At 69.4% G+C, this 15,245-nt stretch carries 16 protein-coding genes and 3 tRNA genes; 11 read left to right on the top strand and 8 right to left on the bottom strand.

Annotated elements, in window-relative coordinates:
- Nucleotides 1–95: 95 nt before the first annotated feature.
- The 3 genes from OG357_RS18415 to OG357_RS18405 form a co-directional block, all read right to left on the bottom strand.
- A tRNA-Gly gene (locus tag OG357_RS18415) sits at nt 96–168 on the bottom strand.
- 79 nt (nt 169–247) lie between these two features.
- Nucleotides 248–319, bottom strand: a tRNA-Gly gene (locus OG357_RS18410).
- A 98-nt stretch (nt 320–417) separates the two neighbouring features.
- On the bottom strand, nt 418–765 hold the full coding sequence (locus tag OG357_RS18405) for a histone-like nucleoid-structuring protein Lsr2 (RefSeq protein ID WP_329622190.1): 348 nt from the start codon (nt 763–765) through the stop codon (nt 418–420).
- Nucleotides 766–1,144: 379 nt separating this feature from the next.
- On the opposite strand from OG357_RS18405, the gene purS reads away from it, so the two are divergent.
- The 5 genes from purS to OG357_RS18380 all read left to right on the top strand — a co-directional run bounded on the left by purS (nt 1,145) and on the right by OG357_RS18380 (nt 5,860).
- Complete coding sequence (purS, locus tag OG357_RS18400; protein WP_015035032.1) at nt 1,145–1,390, top strand: phosphoribosylformylglycinamidine synthase subunit PurS; 246 nt, start codon at nt 1,145–1,147, stop codon at nt 1,388–1,390.
- Nucleotides 1,387–2,067 carry a phosphoribosylformylglycinamidine synthase subunit PurQ gene (purQ, locus tag OG357_RS18395; RefSeq protein WP_317597467.1) on the top strand — a complete coding sequence of 227 codons (681 nt, stop codon included), beginning with the start codon at nt 1,387–1,389 and terminating at the stop codon, nt 2,065–2,067. Before purS ends, purQ begins: the two co-directional genes overlap by 4 nt.
- Complete coding sequence (gene purL / locus OG357_RS18390; protein WP_329622189.1) at nt 2,067–4,334, top strand: phosphoribosylformylglycinamidine synthase subunit PurL; 2,268 nt, start codon at nt 2,067–2,069, stop codon at nt 4,332–4,334. Before purQ ends, purL begins: the two co-directional genes overlap by 1 nt.
- A 104-nt stretch (nt 4,335–4,438) precedes the next feature.
- Nucleotides 4,439–4,954 carry an ArsR/SmtB family transcription factor gene (locus OG357_RS18385; RefSeq protein ID WP_329622188.1) on the top strand — a complete coding sequence of 172 codons (516 nt, stop codon included), beginning with the start codon at nt 4,439–4,441 and terminating at the stop codon, nt 4,952–4,954.
- Nucleotides 4,955–5,008: 54 nt separating this feature from the next.
- On the top strand, nt 5,009–5,860 hold the full coding sequence (locus tag OG357_RS18380) for a M23 family metallopeptidase (RefSeq protein WP_329622187.1): 852 nt from the start codon (nt 5,009–5,011) through the stop codon (nt 5,858–5,860).
- On the opposite strand, the gene OG357_RS18375 is transcribed toward OG357_RS18380, so the two are convergent.
- Entirely contained in the window at nt 5,845–6,252 is a 408-nt protein-coding gene (locus OG357_RS18375) for a nuclear transport factor 2 family protein (protein WP_329622186.1), read from the bottom strand. The two genes, OG357_RS18380 and OG357_RS18375, sit on opposite strands and share 16 nt — an antisense overlap.
- Before the next feature lie 82 nt (nt 6,253–6,334).
- On the opposite strand from OG357_RS18375, the gene OG357_RS18370 reads away from it, so the two are divergent.
- The 4 genes from OG357_RS18370 to purM all read left to right on the top strand — a co-directional run bounded on the left by OG357_RS18370 (nt 6,335) and on the right by purM (nt 10,858).
- Nucleotides 6,335–7,123 carry a maleylpyruvate isomerase family mycothiol-dependent enzyme gene (locus OG357_RS18370; RefSeq protein ID WP_329622185.1) on the top strand — a complete coding sequence of 263 codons (789 nt, stop codon included), beginning with the start codon at nt 6,335–6,337 and terminating at the stop codon, nt 7,121–7,123.
- A gap of 34 nt (nt 7,124–7,157) precedes the next feature.
- Nucleotides 7,158–7,973 (top strand): META domain-containing protein, encoded by an 816-nt coding sequence (locus OG357_RS18365; protein ID WP_329622184.1) that lies wholly within the window; start codon nt 7,158–7,160, stop codon nt 7,971–7,973.
- A gap of 228 nt (nt 7,974–8,201) precedes the next feature.
- Complete coding sequence (gene purF, locus OG357_RS18360) at nt 8,202–9,728, top strand: amidophosphoribosyltransferase (RefSeq protein WP_317597479.1); 1,527 nt, start codon at nt 8,202–8,204, stop codon at nt 9,726–9,728.
- A 44-nt stretch (nt 9,729–9,772) separates the two neighbouring features.
- Nucleotides 9,773–10,858, top strand: a complete 1,086-nt coding sequence (gene purM, locus OG357_RS18355) for a phosphoribosylformylglycinamidine cyclo-ligase (protein ID WP_329622183.1) — start codon at nt 9,773–9,775, stop codon at nt 10,856–10,858.
- A gap of 150 nt (nt 10,859–11,008) precedes the next feature.
- Here the strand turns inward: purM and OG357_RS18350 are convergent, their stop codons facing one another.
- Both OG357_RS18350 and OG357_RS18345 read right to left on the bottom strand, forming a co-directional pair.
- Nucleotides 11,009–11,260: a DUF3073 domain-containing protein gene (locus OG357_RS18350; protein ID WP_329622182.1), complete on the bottom strand. Its 252-nt coding sequence runs from the start codon at nt 11,258–11,260 to the stop codon at nt 11,009–11,011.
- A 300-nt stretch (nt 11,261–11,560) separates the two neighbouring features.
- Entirely contained in the window at nt 11,561–12,661 is a 1,101-nt protein-coding gene (locus OG357_RS18345) for a Leu/Phe/Val dehydrogenase (RefSeq protein WP_329622181.1), read from the bottom strand.
- Nucleotides 12,662–12,836: 175 nt separating this feature from the next.
- Between OG357_RS18345 and OG357_RS18340 the strand changes: the two genes are divergently transcribed.
- A complete protein-coding gene (locus tag OG357_RS18340) occupies nt 12,837–13,682 on the top strand; it encodes a hypothetical protein (protein ID WP_329622180.1) in 846 nt (281 codons plus the stop codon).
- Between the two features lie 587 nt (nt 13,683–14,269).
- Nucleotides 14,270–14,476, top strand: a complete 207-nt coding sequence (bldC, locus tag OG357_RS18335; protein WP_003949541.1) for a developmental transcriptional regulator BldC — start codon at nt 14,270–14,272, stop codon at nt 14,474–14,476.
- Between the two features lie 330 nt (nt 14,477–14,806).
- Here the strand turns inward: bldC and OG357_RS18330 are convergent, their stop codons facing one another.
- Together OG357_RS18330 and OG357_RS18325 are read right to left on the bottom strand one after the other, a co-directional pair.
- On the bottom strand, nt 14,807–14,998 hold the full coding sequence (locus tag OG357_RS18330) for a DUF6274 family protein (protein WP_329622179.1): 192 nt from the start codon (nt 14,996–14,998) through the stop codon (nt 14,807–14,809).
- 125 nt (nt 14,999–15,123) lie between these two features.
- Nucleotides 15,124–15,197: transfer RNA gene (locus tag OG357_RS18325), tRNA-Asp, on the bottom strand.
- Nucleotides 15,198–15,245 lie beyond the last annotated feature (48 nt).

Here is a 15,245-nt window from a genome sequence, read left to right as displayed (position 1 = left end):
TCGCGGGCTTCTGACAAATGTCATGGGGACCGGTGCGCGGGACGGGGACACGACGAAGGCCCCGGTTCCTGAGAACCGGGGCCTTCGACTTCCTGAGCGGACGACGAGATTCGAACTCGCGACCCTCACCTTGGCAAGGTGATGCTCTACCAACTGAGCCACGTCCGCATGCCTCCGACCAGCTTTCACTGGGCGGCGCGAGCACCACTCTACCTGATGCACCGGAGTGCTTGGTAATGCGATGCAGAGCGGGTGACAGGAATTGCACACTGCGCCTTCCCCCTGGAAGGGGGATGTTCTACTACTGAACTACACCCGCACGCTGCGTGAGGTTCGGCCCTGCGGCCTCGCCCCTCGGCGTGTTCCAGACTCTAGCGGATCATGGGGGGTGGAATGCAAATCCGCTCCCGGCTCGCGTCAGCTCGCGGCGTGGAACGCCTCGTAGACCTTCTTCGGGATGCGGCCCCTGGCGGGCACGTCCATCTTGTTGGACTGCGCCCAGGCGCGGACCGCCGCCGGGTCGGGCGCGAGCGCGGTCCGGGTGTAGGTCTCGACGCCCGCCCGCTCCCTCGTCCCGGCCTTCGCTCCGGCCGGCTGCTTGCGGCCGGCGGCGAGGTAGGGGGCGAGGGTCTTGCGGAGTTTCTTTGCATTGGCAGCATTCAGGTCGATCTCGTACGTCTTCCCGTCGAGGCCGAACGCGACCGTCTCAGCAGCTTCTCCGCCGTCGATGTCATCGGAGAGAGTGACCACCACACGCTGAGCCACGGATATCGGTCCTTTCCTGCGGCCGCCGGGGTCTGAACGACGCTTGTGACGTCTCTGACGTGCGACGATGCCGACCGTTCGGCTGTGCCGGGACAATGCTGTTTTCCTCTGCATTCCTTTGTACAGCGGTGGACGTCGCATTGTGAAGCCCCGGCAATTGTTTCAGCGTGTCCCGGCGGATTGGGGGACGCAATATTTCGCTGGAAATTTGGGCGTGAGTGTGCGTGTGGGCGGTAGGTGGTGTTCGCGGTCCGTTCGTGGTCCGTTCACGAGTCTTTGGTGGATCTCTTTGGAGGATCCTTCAGATCTCTACCCGCGTAGAATTTGGAGGCAGGTACGCTGAGGGAACCGCCCACGCAACACACCACCGGGAGTGCCAGTGGCACGCGTCGTAGTCGACGTCATGCTCAAGCCGGAGATTCTGGACCCTCAGGGGCAGGCGGTGCAGCGTGCACTGCCTCGCCTGGGATTCGCCGGAATCGCCGACGTCCGTCAGGGGAAGCGCTTCGAGCTGGAGGTGGAGGGGCCGGTCGACGACGCCGCCCTCGCCCGCATCCATGAGATGGCCGAAACCTTCCTTGCCAACACCGTGATCGAAGACTTCGTCGTGAAGGTCGAGTCGTGACCGCACGCATCGGCGTCGTCACGTTCCCCGGAACGCTCGACGACCAGGACGCGCTGCGCGCGGCCCGCCTCGCGGGCGCCGAGCCCGTTTCGCTCTGGCACCGCGACAAGGACCTCAAGCAGGTCGACGCCGTGGTTCTGGCCGGCGGTTTCTCCTACGGCGACTACCTGCGGGCCGGAGCCATCTCCCGCTTCTCGCCGGTGATGGAGAGCATCATCGAGCAGGCCAAGGCGGGCATGCCCGTCCTCGGCATCTGCAACGGCTTCCAGATCCTCACCGAGGCCCATCTGCTGCCGGGCGCGATGCTGCGCAACAACCACCTCCACTTCATCTGCCGCGACCAGAAGCTGCGGGTGGAGAACGCGGAGACCGCCTGGACGTCCGACTACGAGCGGGGCCAGGAGATCGAGGTCCCGCTCAAGAACATGGACGGCCGGTACGTCGCCGACGAGCGCGTGCTCGACGAGCTCGAGGCCGAGGGGCGGGTGGCCTTCCGCTACCTGGACATGAACCCCAACGGCTCGCTGCGCGACATCGCGGGCATCACCAACGCCGCGGGCAACGTGGTCGGCCTCATGCCGCACCCGGAGCACGCCGTCGAGCCGCTGATCGGCACCGGCAAGACGGACGGCCTCGGTTTCTTCACCTCGATCCTCAAGAAGCTGGTCAACGCCTGATGAGCCTCGACACCGTCAAGCACGCGAGCGAGACGCCGGACAGCGAGCAGCCCTGGAAGGAGCTCGGCCTCAAGGAGGACGAGTACGCGCGCATCCGCGAGATCCTGGGCCGCCGTCCCACCGGCGCCGAGCTCGCCATGTACTCCGTCATGTGGTCCGAGCACTGCTCCTACAAGAGCAGCAAGGTCCACCTGAAGCAGTTCGGCGAGAAGGTCCCGGAGAACGACGCCATGCTCGTCGGCATCGGCGAGAACGCCGGCGTCGTCGACGTGGGCCAGGGGTACGCGGTCACCTTCAAGGTCGAGTCGCACAACCACCCCTCGTACATCGAGCCCTACCAGGGCGCGGCCACCGGCATCGGCGGCATCGTCCGCGACATCCTCGCCATGGGTGCCCGCCCGATCGCGGTCGTCGACCCGCTGCGCTTCGGCGCGGCCGACCACCCCGACACCAAGCGCGTGCTGCCCGGTGTCGTCGCCGGCATCGGCGGCTACGGCAACTGCCTGGGCCTGCCGAACATCGGCGGCGAGGTCGTCTTCGACGAGTGCTACCAGGGCAACCCGCTGGTCAACGCCGGCTGCATCGGCGTGATGAAGCACGAGGACATCCACCTCGCCAAGGCCTCAGGCCCGGGCAACAAGGTCATCCTCTACGGCGCCCGCACGGGCGGCGACGGCATCGGCGGCGTCTCGGTCCTCGCGTCCGAGACCTTCGACGACACCAAGCCCACCAAGCGCCCCGCCGTGCAGGTCGGCGACCCCTTCCAGGAGAAGCTCCTCATCGAGTGCACCCTGGAGATCTTCAAGGAGAAGCTCGTCGCGGGCATCCAGGACCTCGGCGGCGCCGGGCTCTCCTGCGCCACGTCCGAGCTGGCCTCCGCGGGCTCCGGCGGCATGCACGTCGACCTCGAGAAGGTCCACCTGCGCGACGCCACGCTCTCGCCCGAGGAAATCCTCATGAGCGAGTCGCAGGAGCGCATGTGCGCGATCGTCGAGCCGCAGCACGTCGACCGCTTCCTGGAGATCTGCGAGAAGTGGGACGTCATCGCGGTCGTCATCGGTGAGGTGACGGACGGCGAGCGCCTGGAGATCTTCTGGCACGGCGAGCAGATCGTCGACGTGCCGCCGCGCTCCGTCGCCCACGAGGGCCCGACCTACCACCGGCCGTACGCCCGCCCGGAGTGGCAGGACGCGCTCCAGGCCGACGACGCCGGCAAGCTGCCCCGGCCGCAGGACGGCGCCGCGCTGAAGGAGCAGGTCCTGAAGCTCGTCTCCTCCCCGAACCAGGCCTCGAAGTCCTGGATCACGGACCAGTACGACCGGTTCGTACAGGGCAACACGGTCCTGGCGCAGCCCGAGGACGCGGGCATGGTCCGCATCGACGAGGAGACCAACCTCGGCGTGGCCATGGCGACCGACGGCAACGGCCGGTACGCGAAGCTCGACCCGTACACGGGTGCGCAGCTCGCGCTGGCGGAGGCGTACCGCAACGTCGCCGCGTCCGGTGCCAAGCCGCTCGCCATCTCGGACTGCCTGAACTTCGGTTCGCCCGAGGACCCGGCTGTCATGTGGCAGTTCGCCGAGGCCACCCGTGGTCTCGCGGACGGCTGCCTCCAGCTCGGCACCCCGGTCACCGGTGGCAACGTCTCGCTCTACAACCAGACGGGCGAGACCGCGATCCACCCGACGCCGGTCGTGGCCGTGCTCGGTGTGATCGACGACGTCAACCGCCGTACGCCGATCGCCTTCGCGGAAGAGGGCCAGCTCCTCTACCTGCTCGGCGACACGCGTGAGGAGTTCGGCGGCTCGGCCTGGTCCGAGGTGATCCACCAGCACCTCGGCGGCCTGCCGCCGGCCGTGGACCTCGACCGGGAGAAGCTGCTCGGCGAGATCCTGATCTCGGCCTCCCGCGACGGCATGATCGACGCGGCGCACGACCTGTCCGACGGCGGTCTCGTGCAGGCGGTCGTCGAGTCCTGCCTGCGCGGCGGGAACGGCGCGCGCCTGGTCGTCCCGGAGGGCCTGGACGCCTTCACCTTCCTCTTCAGCGAGTCGGCGGGCCGTGCGGTCGTCGCCGTCCCGCGCAGCGAGGAGCTCCGCTTCACCGACATGTGCGGTGCGCGGGGTCTGCCGGCGGCCCGGATCGGTGTCGTCGACGGTACTGAGTCTGATGGAAACGCAGTCGTGGACGTCCAGGGCGAGTTCGCGCTCTCCCTGGAGGAGCTGCGCACGGCCCACGAGGCGACGATCCCGGCCCTGCTGGCCTGATCCGACGCTTTCCGAGCAAGCCCCCGCCGGGACCTTCGGGTCCGGGCGGGGGTTTTCTCGTTTCCCGCTTGCATGAGATTACGTAATTACGTAATCTCCGAGCCATGGAGCTGGAAGAGCGGGTCGCCGCACTCGAACGGCGCATGGCCGCCCTGGAGGGCGCCGAGCGCCCCGTACCCGACCGCGGCGAGTCCACGGAGAGCGTGCTCTGGGCCCTGGAGGGGTTCAAGGCGGAGCTCGCCGCGGCCGGCGAGCAGGGCGCCGACGGCGGTGTGCTGTTCACGGGTTCGGTCCGGCTGCCGACCGAGGAGCGGTACGAGTGGCAGTTCGGCGCGCTCACCGAGCGGCTGCTCGACGAGGAGTGGGCCGAGACCGCCGACTCCTTCGCCGCGCTCGGCCATCCCGTACGGCTCCGGCTGCTGCGGGAGATCCTCGGCGGCCGCCGTACCGCCGCCGAGCTGGCGGAATTGGCGGAGATCGGCACGACCGGCCAGATCTACCACCACCTGAAGCAGCTCACCGGCGCCGGCTGGCTCCACACGACGGGCCGGGGGCGCTACGAGGTGCCCGGGGCGCGGGTCGTCCCGCTCCTGGTGATGCTCACCGCCGCCCGCCCGTAGAGACCGAGACCGAGACCGACACAGGGGAACCCAGGGACCTCAGGGGGAACATCCATGCTTTCGCACAAGTCCGTGACCGTGCTGCACCGCGCGCTCTGGCTGCTGTTCATCGTGCAGGCGCTCGCCTCGGTGGCCGTCGAGCCGCCCTATCCGTACTGGGCGGGCTGGCTGCCGGCGATCGCCGCCGTCGCACTCGGTCTCGCGATCTCCGCGACCGCCCGCCGCCGGGTCGCGGCGGAGCCCCGGGAGGCCGTCGAGGTGGGCCCGCCGGTCACCGGCCTCTGGTCGGCCCTCAACAGCCCGGCCGACCGGACGCCGAGCCACGGCACGCACCGCTTCGGCCAGACGTACGCCATCGACATCGTGGAGGAGGACGAGAAGCGTCCGCGCCCCTCCTTCGCCTGGCTCTGGCCCCTGGTCCGCGGGAACCGGGACTTCCCCGCCTTCGACGCGCCCCTCCTCGCCGTCGCCGACGCGACCGTCGTCCACGCCGAGGACGGCCAGCGCGACCACCTCAGCCGCAACTCGCTGCCCGCGCTGCTCTACCTGATCCTGATCGAGTCCTCCGTCCGCGCGCTCGCCGGCGCCCGCCGCGTGACCGGCAACCACCTCGTCCTCGACCTCGGCGACGGTACGTACGCGATGTACGCGCACCTGCGGCGCGGCTCACTGGCCGTGCGGGCGGGCGACCGGGTCGTCGCCGGCCAGGAACTCGCCCGGTGCGGCAACTCCGGCAACTCCACCGAGCCCCACGTGCACTTCCAGCTGATGGACGGCCCGGACCTGGACACGGCCCTGGGCGTCCCGTTCACCTGGACCGGGATCGGCGTACCGGCGAACGGCGCGACTTTCGCGGCGGCAGCGGCAGCGGCAGCGCCCGTCGCGGAGTCTCAGCCCTCCGCCTGACCCCAGAAGGCGTCGGACTGCTCGATGTCCTCGACGCACTCGTCGATGTCGGTGATCTTGCCGCCCATGATCGTGAAGATCAGCGCGCCCTTCATCTCGATGCCCCGGTCACCGCGCTCGGCGAAGAACTTGTTCGACGCCACCACGTGCCCGCGGCCGTCCATGCTGATGCTGTCCATCTCCACCTGCATCTTGCCGCCGGTGAGCTCGAACATCTTTCCGTACATGGCGAGGATGTTGTCGCGGCCCTTGAAGTGCCCGGATATCTGGCTGCTGCCGGGCGAGTGGTGCGTACAGTCCGCCGTCATCAGGGTGCCGACGGTCTCCATGTCCCCTCGGGTCCAGGCCTCGAAGCCCCGGCGGACCAGAGCGATGTCAGGGTGCTCAGCCATGGCTGCTCGACCCCTCTCGTGCGCGTTGAGGTGTGTGCGGGAAGCCCTCCCTCCCTCTCAGTCTCCGGCTACCCTCGCCCCCATGCCACCGGCCAAGAAGCGCACCCGCAGCTACGACTCCGCCAAGATCCGGGCCGCCGTGCTCGCCCAGTTCGGGAACGTACGGGACGGGGTCGCGGCGCTCACGCCCGAGCAGCTCGCCAGGCCGACCCGGCTGGGGGAGTGGACCGTACGGGAGCTGGCGGCCCACGTGACGATGGCCCTGGGAGCGGTCGCGCGGAACCTCGACGAGCCCGAGCCGGCGAAGCGGGAGCTCACCCTCCTCGACTGGCCCCTCGCCACCGCCACGGCCTCGGCCCGCATCGACGAGGACACCCGGGCGATCGACACGGCCGACCTGCCGGGCCTGTACGGGCGGACGGCCGCGCGGTACGAGGAGCGGGCCGCGGGCGCCGCCGACGAGCGGCTCGTCCAGACCCGCCTGGGCGCCATGACCCTCGCCGACTTCCTCGTGACCCGGACCGTCGAACTCGTCGTCCACACCGACGACCTGAACGCGGCGACCGGCGCCGGCATCCCGTACGACCGGCAGGCCCTCGCCGCCTGCGTCCGGCTGCTCGCCGACGCCCTCGCGGCGAAGGCCCCCGGCGGCGCCGTCGAGGTGCGGATCCCGCCGTACGCGGTCGTGCAGTGCGTGGAGGGCCCCCGGCACACCCGGGGCACCCCGCCCAACGTCGTCGAGACGGACCCGCTGACCTGGATCAGGCTCGCGACCGGGCGCGCGGAGTGGGCGACGGAGAAGGAGGCCGCCCGCGTGAGCGCGAGCGGCGAACGCGCGGACCTGAGCGACGTCCTGCCCGTCCTCTCCTAGGGAACCGACGCGCGGGCCGGCCCGTCCCATTTCCATGTCGAAGCCACGCGCCCTCGCCGCCCTGGTCCCGCTCCTCCTCCTCACCGCCACCGCCACCGCCTGCGGCACCGAGCAGGGTCCCGGCGCCGCGCCGGCCGGGACCGTCGGCGCCGGCCTGCCCGTCGGCGGGACGCACTGGTCGATCAAGGCCGTGACGGTCGACGGGCGCAGGTCCACGGCCCCCGCCGACGCACGCATCGCGTTCACGGAGGACGGCCGCGCCCGGGGCAACACCGGCTGCAACCACTTCGGCGCCACCGCCGAGGTGAACGGCGACATCGTCACCATCACCCCGCAGGAGATCACCGCGATCGGCTGTTCCGGGGACCGGGGGCGCTTCGAGAAGGAGCTGCTCAGGGCCTTCTCGGGCCCCCTCACGGGAACGATCAAGGATGGACGGTTCACCCTGGTGTCGGCCGACGGTCGGAACGACCTCGAACTGGCATCGGAGCCGGGCGCCCCGCTGCGCGGCACCACCTGGAAGATCGACTCGCTCGTCTCCGGTGACACGGCCGCCTCGCTGCCCGCCGGCAGCGGGAGCAAGGCCCGCTTCACGCTCGGCGAGGACGGCCGGGTCACCGGCAACCTGGGCTGCAACAACTTCGCCGCCACCGCCCGCGTCGACGGCACCACCCTCACCGTCGAGGGCCCGGCGGCGACGACCCGCATGATGTGCGCGAGCGCGGAGATGGAGCTGGAGACGAAGCTGTACGAGCTCCTCGACGGCCCGCTCACCTACCGCCTCGACCACCGCACCCTGACCCTCACCGACCCCACGGGCGAGGGCCTCACGGCCACGGCAGTGGGGTAGCGGCCCCGAATGAACTCGAAAGAAGGTGCACTCCGTCACATCGCCGGGGCCTTCGCTGCCTGGTACGAGCGTCTGCTCATCGGGGCCCCGGGGGCGGAATCCCTTCCGGCGCCTGCCTCGTAGGCCTCTCCAAGTCGGAGATGATCATTTCGTGCGATCGCACGAGTGGCGCAGGGCCCACTTTTCTTCAATTCGGACCAGTGGTCGAGCCCGTCTACACTCGGAAACGTGCCACGTGGTGACGGTCGACTCAATCACGACTTGCTCCCCGGAGAGAAAGGCCCCCAGGACGCTTGTGGCGTCTTCGGTGTCTGGGCTCCGGGTGAAGAGGTCGCAAAGCTCACGTACTTCGGGCTCTACGCCCTCCAGCATCGGGGCCAGGAATCCGCGGGAATCGCGGTCAGCAACGGCTCCCAGATCCTCGTCTTCAAGGACATGGGCCTCGTGTCCCAGGTCTTCGACGAGACCTCTCTCGGTTCCCTCCAAGGTCATATCGCGGTCGGTCACGCCCGCTACTCGACCACCGGGGCCTCCGTGTGGGAGAACGCGCAGCCGACGTTCAGGGCAACCGCCCACGGCTCGATCGCGCTCGGCCACAACGGCAACCTGGTGAACACGGCGCAGCTCGCCGAGATGGTCGCGGACCTGCCCAAGAAGGAAGGCCGCTCCACTCGTGTCGCGGCCACCAACGACACCGACCTCCTGACGGCGCTCCTCGCCGCCCAGGTCGACGACGAGGGCGAGCCGCTCACCATCGAGGAGGGCGCCGCCAAGGTCCTTCCCGATGTCCGGGGCGCCTTCTCCCTCGTCTTCATGGACGAGCACACGCTCTACGCGGCCCGTGACCCGCAGGGCATCCGCCCGCTGGTCCTCGGCCGCCTGGAGCGCGGCTGGGTGGTCGCCTCCGAGTCCGCCGCCCTCGACATCTGCGGCGCCAGCTACGTCCGCGAGGTCGAGCCGGGCGAGATGATCGCGATCGACGAGAACGGCATCCGTACCTCGCGATTCGCGGAAGCGAAGCCCAAGGGCTGTGTCTTCGAGTACGTGTACCTGGCTCGCCCCGACACCGACATCGCCGGGCGGAACGTCTACCTCTCCCGCGTGGAGATGGGCCGTCGCCTCGCGAAGGAGGCGCCGGTCGACGCCGACCTGGTGATAGCGACTCCGGAGTCCGGTACCCCGGCCGCCATCGGCTACGCCGAGGCCTCGGGCATCCCCTTCGGTGCGGGCCTGGTGAAGAACGCCTACGTCGGGCGCACCTTCATCCAGCCGTCCCAGACCATCCGCCAGCTCGGCATCCGCCTGAAGCTGAACCCGCTCAAGGAAGTCATCAAGGGCAAGCGCCTGGTGGTCGTCGACGACTCGATCGTCCGCGGCAACACCCAGCGCGCTCTCGTCCGGATGCTCCGCGAGGCCGGCGCGGCCGAGATCCACATCCGGATCTCCTCGCCGCCGGTGAAGTGGCCCTGCTTCTTCGGCATCGACTTCGCCACCCGCGCGGAGCTGATCGCCAACGGCATGTCGATCGACGAGATCGGCAAGTCGCTCGGTGCGGACTCGCTCTCGTACATCTCCCTGGAGGGGATGATCGAGGCGACCACGATCCAGAAGCCGAACCTCTGCCGTGCCTGCTTCGACGGCGAGTACCCGATGGAGCTCCCGGACCCCGAGCTCCTCGGCAAGCAGCTCCTGGAGACCGAGCTGGCCGCGGGACCGGCCGCCACCGCGGCATCCGACGCCCTGCGCCGCCCGTAAGACCCCGCTGCACACCCCGCAGTACGACACGAAAGTTCTTCAGCATGTCTGAGTCCACCAGTGCCGGAAGCGGCGCCAGCTACGCGAGCGCGGGCGTCGACATCGAGGCGGGCGACCGCGCCGTCGAGCTCATGAAGGAGTGGGTGAAGAAGACCCAGCGCGCAGAAGTCGCGGGCCTTGGTGGCCTCGGCGGTTTCGCCGGTCTCTTCGACGCCTCCGCCCTCAAGCGCTACGAGCGTCCGCTGCTCGCCTCGGCGACCGACGGCGTCGGCACGAAGGTCGACATCGCCCGCCAGATGGGCGTGTACGACACGATCGGCCACGACCTGGTCGCGATGGTCATGGACGACATCGTCGTCTGCGGCGCCGAGCCGCTCTTCATGACCGACTACATCTGCGTCGGCAAGGTCCACCCCGAGCGGGTCGCCGCCATCGTCAAGGGCATCGCCGAGGGCTGCGTCCTCGCCGGCTGCGCCCTCGTCGGCGGCGAGACCGCGGAGCACCCGGGCCTCCTCGGCCCGGACGACTTCGACGTCGCAGGCGCCGGCACGGGTGTCGTGGAGCACGACCGCCTCCTCGGCGCCGATCGCATCCGTACGGGGGACGCGGTCATCGCCATGGCCTCCTCGGGTCTTCACTCCAACGGGTACTCGCTCGTCCGGCACGTGGTCTTCGACCGCGCCGGCATGACCCTGGACCAGCGGGTCGAGGAGCTCGGCCGGACCCTCGGCGAGGAGCTCCTGGAGCCCACCAAGATCTACTCGCTGGACTGCCTGGCCCTCACCCGGACCACGGACGTCCACGCGTACAGCCACATCACGGGCGGCGGTCTCGCCGCCAACCTGGCCCGGGTGATCCCGGACGGCCTGCACGCCACGGTCGACCGCTCCACCTGGACCCCCGGCGCGATCTTCGACCTGGTCGGCAAGGCCGGTCAGGTGGAGCGCCTGGAGCTGGAGAAGACCCTGAACATGGGCGTCGGCATGATGGCCGTCGTGCCGGCCGACTCCGTGGACGTGGCCCTGACGACCCTCGCGGACCGCGGGGTCGAGGCCTGGGTCGCGGGCGAGATCACCGAGCGCGGCGCGCACACGACCGGCGCGGAGCTGGTCGGGGACTACGCCAAGTAAAGACAAACGGGAGCGGCCCGGCGGCAACCCCTCAGGGGTGCTGCCGGGCCGCTCCCGTATGCCCGTATGTCCGTCCGTACATCCGCACGGAGCAGGACAGCACGGAAACCCGGCCGGGTGTACCGGACCGGGTTTCGGTGATTCAGAAGGTCAAGCGCGACGTGGGGACGACGAACCGGACTCGTCGTCCTCGTCCTCGTCCTCGTCGTCGTAAAGAGACGCGTACTGCGCGTACGGGTCGTCTTCCTCGTCGTCGTCCTCGAACGGCTCGCCATTCGGCGGCTGGTTCGAAGTCGAAGCGCCCAGCTCATTGGCCAGACGCGACAGGTCAGTCCCGCCGCTGCTGTACTTCAGCTGGCGGGCGACCTTGGTCTGCTTGGCCTTTGCCCGGCCGCGCCCCATGGCTCGACCCCCTCGGTGACGGGGCTCGATGACCCCAGAGTCTTGACACGCGTTCATGATTCGGAACGGGCTCTCGACAGAGAGACCGGCCCGTAGGGCTTCAACGGTACCTGTTTCCTCGGCTCTACGGTACGCCGTGCGCATCACATACCTCGGTACAGAACCCGCGAGGCGCCCTTTCCTCGCTGGTCAATCGCGATTTTAACCTCTTCTTGAGGGTCGACCCGCCGAGCGGCGTGAGCGAAGTCTCGTCGACCTGCCTCCGACGGCGGGGCGACCCTCCGTGCGAACGGGCGGGGCTCAGCCCCGTCGGGCCTCCGCCATCCGCTGCTCGGCGATCCGGTCGGCCGCGGCGGCCGGCGGAATTCCGTCCGCATTCGCACGTGCGAATATGGCCAGCGTGGTGTCGAAGATCTTCGTGGCCTTCGCCTTGCAGCGGTCGAAGTCGAAGCCGTGCAGCTCGTCGGCGACCTGGATCACGCCACCGGCGTTGATCACGTAGTCGGGCGCGTAGAGGATCCCGCGGTCCGACAGGTCCTTCTCGACACCGGGGTGCGCGAGCTGGTTGTTGGCCGCGCCGCAGACGATCTTCGCGGTGAGCACGGGCACGGTCTCGTCGTTCAGGGCGCCGCCGAGCGCGCAGGGCGCGTAGACGTCCAGGCCCTCGACGCGGATCAGCGCGTCGGTGTCGGCGACGACGGAGACCTGCGGGTGCTTGTCGGTGATCCGGCGGACCGACTCCTCGCGCACGTCGGTGATGACGACCTCGGCGCCGTCCTCCAGGAGGTGCTCGACGAGGTAGTGGCCGACCTTGCCGACGCCCGCGACGCCGACCTTGCGGCCGCGCAGCGTCGGGTCGCCCCACAGGGTCTGCGCGGAGGCGCGCATGCCCTGGAAGACGCCGAAGGCGGTGAGGACCGAGGAGTCGCCGGCGCCGCCGTTCTCGGGGGAGCGGCCGGTGGTCCACCGGTTCTCGCGGGCGACGACGTCCATGTCGGCGACGTAGGTGCCGACGTCGCAGGCCGTCACGTAGCGGCCGCCGAGAGAGGCCACCATGCGCCCGTAGGCGAGCAGCAGCTCGTCCGTCTTGATCTTCTCCGGGTCCCCGATGATGACGGCCTTGCCGCCGCCGTGGTCGAGGCCGGCCATGGCGTTCTTGTACGACATGCCGCGCGAGAGGTTGAGCGCGTCGGCGATCGCCTCGGCCTCGGTGGCGTACGGGTAGAAGCGGGTCCCGCCGAGGGCCGGGCCCAGGGCGGTGGAGTGGATGGCGATGACGGCCTTGAGGCCGGTGGCACGGTCCTGGCAGAGCACGACTTGCTCGTGGCCACCCTGCTCCGAGTGGAACAGGGTGTGCAGCACGTCTGCGGGAACGACAGGAACGCCGGTCACATCGGTCACGGTGGTGACTCCCAAGTACGAGGCGGCGGTTGCGGCCCTCCCTGTGGGTGGGGGAGGACCAGTTCGGCAAGAGAGTAAGTCCTACCTGTGCGTAGATCGGCCGCAGTGCTCAGGATCACCCCCTGTCCTTCGGGATCACCCCCTCCCGGAGTACCTCCGTGGAAGGATTCGCGGCATGACGGTCGCCTCCTCGGTCCTCGTCCCCTACGCGTCCTATCTGCGGGTGTACGAGCCGCTGGCCGCGTTCCCCGAGCCGGAGCGGAGCCACTGGGCCCGGTACGCCCGCCGGCCGCGTACACCCGGCGCGCAGGAGGAGCTGCGGCGCTCGCTCGCCGACCTGCTGCCGACGCCCCCGGTGCCGGTGCCGGTCCAGGAGAGCGCGGAGGCGTTCGTCGCACATCTGGACGGGGTGGTGGTGATCTGTCCGTGGCGGACCCGGCTGCGGAGCTGGCTGGCCGTCGAGGAGCTGATGGCCGACGGGTACCCGGAGCCGGTGCTCGACGCGATGCTGCCGCCGGTGGTCCGGGCCCAGGTGGCGGGCGACTACGAGCGGTGGCTGGAGCGGAACCCCGACGCGCGGCCGTGGATCCGTACGGCGGTCTGGCAGGTGCCGCTGCGCTGGTTCGCGCTCTTCGGGGACGAGGACCGGCGGTACGAGCCGGGCGGCCCCGAGGCCGCTCCGGTGCTGCGCTACCGGACGACGATGGCGCAGGCGCGGCGGCGGCTCGCGCGGGCGCTGCGGGCCCTGCGGGAGTCGATCGAGGAGGGCCCGATGACGGAGGGTCTGGTCGACGTGGGGCGCTGGCTGGAGGAGTTCCATCCGCGGGCGCTCGTGGAGCTGGACTTCGGGGGCCTGGTGCATGCGCTCGCGGAGGAGTGGCTGGCGGCGGAGCGGTCGGCGGCGGAGATGGCGGAGGGGATCGCGGCGCTGCGGGCGGGGGACGGCGAGCGGGCCAGTGAGGTGTACGGGCGGCTCGCGGAGCGCTGGCGGGTCGTCAGGGACCTGCGGGGCGCGAACTGACATCAGTCGGGCATCTTCGTCAGGTCGCCATCGACAAGACATGTCCGGCTGGGGTAAATGATCTTCAGGCATCCGGACCCGACGGCTCCGGGCGCTTCTCGGTGCGCTCCGCGCTCCGGGGTCTTTCGGCACGCCGAGGACGAGGACGTTGGTCCTGATCCGGGCCTTTGGCTCAAGCGTGACGGACAGCACTTAACGCACCCTTGCGCCCATCACCCACCCTCGTGCCAAAATAGGACAAGGAGTCCGGGGAGGGTTCCTTCCGTCCAAGTTTGGGCGGAACGCTCAGCATTGCACTCTATGGGGGGTCTGAGGACTCCTGATCGTCCTGTGACTGATCGTCACGGGCGCGTGACTGTCCGTTATGGCATGGTCCATCGACTTCCGCCGCTGATGAACACCTGCGAGGGCAATTCCATCGGTTTGGCCGACGTGGCTGGACGGATGGTGTAGTTGTAGTGCCGAGGACAAGCCGTTCGTCCTATAACCGACTCGGCCCGCTTCTGCCATTTCGGGCAAGGCGGGTCAAGGTGCAGAATTTAGAGGAAAGAACCGAGATTGGTTCGGTTCTCCCGAGGAGGCCGCTCATGACCGCTCGCACCCCTGATGCCGAGCCGCTGCTGACCCCTGCCGAGGTTGCCACGATGTTCCGTGTGGACCCGAAGACGGTGACCCGTTGGGCGAAGGCAGGCAAGCTCACGTCCATCCGCACGCTGGGTGGGCACCGCCGTTACCGCGAGGCTGAAGTTCGCGCACTGCTCGCGGGTATTCCGCAGCAGCGCAGCGAGGCCTGAGGCTCGCTCAACACCCCGCAGCACCCTGTAACACCGGGCCTGTCCGGATCCCCCAATCCGGTCGCCCACCCCTAGTACTGCCGACGGAATCCTGCCCCAACAGGCCTTCGTCAACGATCGCGCTGGACTCCGCCGGGTCTGGCGCGATCTTTTTTGTGCCCGGCGCCACTCTGCGGGAGGTGGTGCAATTGCACATATTAAATCGGGCCGGTGTAGGAGGGGTGTAAGTGAAGGGGTTCGTGAAACTCGTTCGGTGACACCCGTCACACTGGCGAAGCCTTGCCAATCAACAGCCTGCCACCCCCGGGATCGCTTCCAACCCGCCGTTGGTCACGGGTCGGTGGGACTTTCGTCCTCCGTCGCCGGCTCCGGACCCTCGGGCTCCGGGAACTCCATGACGAGCCGCTGGAGGCGATGGCAGACCACGCAGTGGCGGGTGAGGTGTCCGTACCGGGAAGCGGCCGCCAGATGGGCACGCAGCAGCGCTCGCGTGTCATGTCGTGCCGCCGACGCCGCGGCCATGCGCGACCACCTCCGCTGCGGTCCCCCGGTTCCCTGTCTCCGGAGTACCGGCGGGCACACCGCGCCGTCAATACACGGGAACACAACGAAGGCCCGCATCTCGCGATGCGGGCCTTCGTGAAAAGCGAACCTGACGGGACTTGAACCCGCGACCTCCACCTTGACAGGGTGGCGAGCTAACCAACTGCTCCACAGGTCCTTGCTCGCAGCCCCTCGTAAGTGGCTGCGAGGAAGACTGTACAGCAGG

It is taken from the genome of Streptomyces sp. NBC_01255 (genome assembly GCF_036226445.1).
In the GTDB taxonomy this organism is placed as follows: Bacteria; Actinomycetota; Actinomycetes; order Streptomycetales; family Streptomycetaceae; genus Streptomyces.
This window is presented reverse-complemented; position numbering and strand designations above follow the sequence as displayed.

Bases quoted from the DNA above. Each gene is read 5' to 3' on its own strand.
- purL (WP_329622189.1), top strand. From the start codon at position 2,067: ATGAGCCTCGACACCGTCAAGCACGCGAGCGAGACGCCGGACAGCGAG.
- OG357_RS18385 (WP_329622188.1), top strand. From the start codon at position 4,439: ATGGAGCTGGAAGAGCGGGTCGCCGCACTCGAACGGCGCATGGCCGCC.
- OG357_RS18380 (WP_329622187.1), top strand. From the start codon at position 5,009: ATGCTTTCGCACAAGTCCGTGACCGTGCTGCACCGCGCGCTCTGGCTG.
- OG357_RS18375 (WP_329622186.1), bottom strand. From the start codon at position 6,252: ATGGCTGAGCACCCTGACATCGCTCTGGTCCGCCGGGGCTTCGAGGCC.
- OG357_RS18370 (WP_329622185.1), top strand. From the start codon at position 6,335: ATGCCACCGGCCAAGAAGCGCACCCGCAGCTACGACTCCGCCAAGATC.
- OG357_RS18365 (WP_329622184.1), top strand. From the start codon at position 7,158: ATGTCGAAGCCACGCGCCCTCGCCGCCCTGGTCCCGCTCCTCCTCCTC.
- purM (WP_329622183.1), top strand. From the start codon at position 9,773: ATGTCTGAGTCCACCAGTGCCGGAAGCGGCGCCAGCTACGCGAGCGCG.
- OG357_RS18350 (WP_329622182.1), bottom strand. From the start codon at position 11,260: ATGGGGCGCGGCCGGGCAAAGGCCAAGCAGACCAAGGTCGCCCGCCAG.
- OG357_RS18340 (WP_329622180.1), top strand. From the start codon at position 12,837: ATGACGGTCGCCTCCTCGGTCCTCGTCCCCTACGCGTCCTATCTGCGG.
- bldC (WP_003949541.1), top strand. From the start codon at position 14,270: ATGACCGCTCGCACCCCTGATGCCGAGCCGCTGCTGACCCCTGCCGAG.
- OG357_RS18330 (WP_329622179.1), bottom strand. From the start codon at position 14,998: ATGGCCGCGGCGTCGGCGGCACGACATGACACGCGAGCGCTGCTGCGT.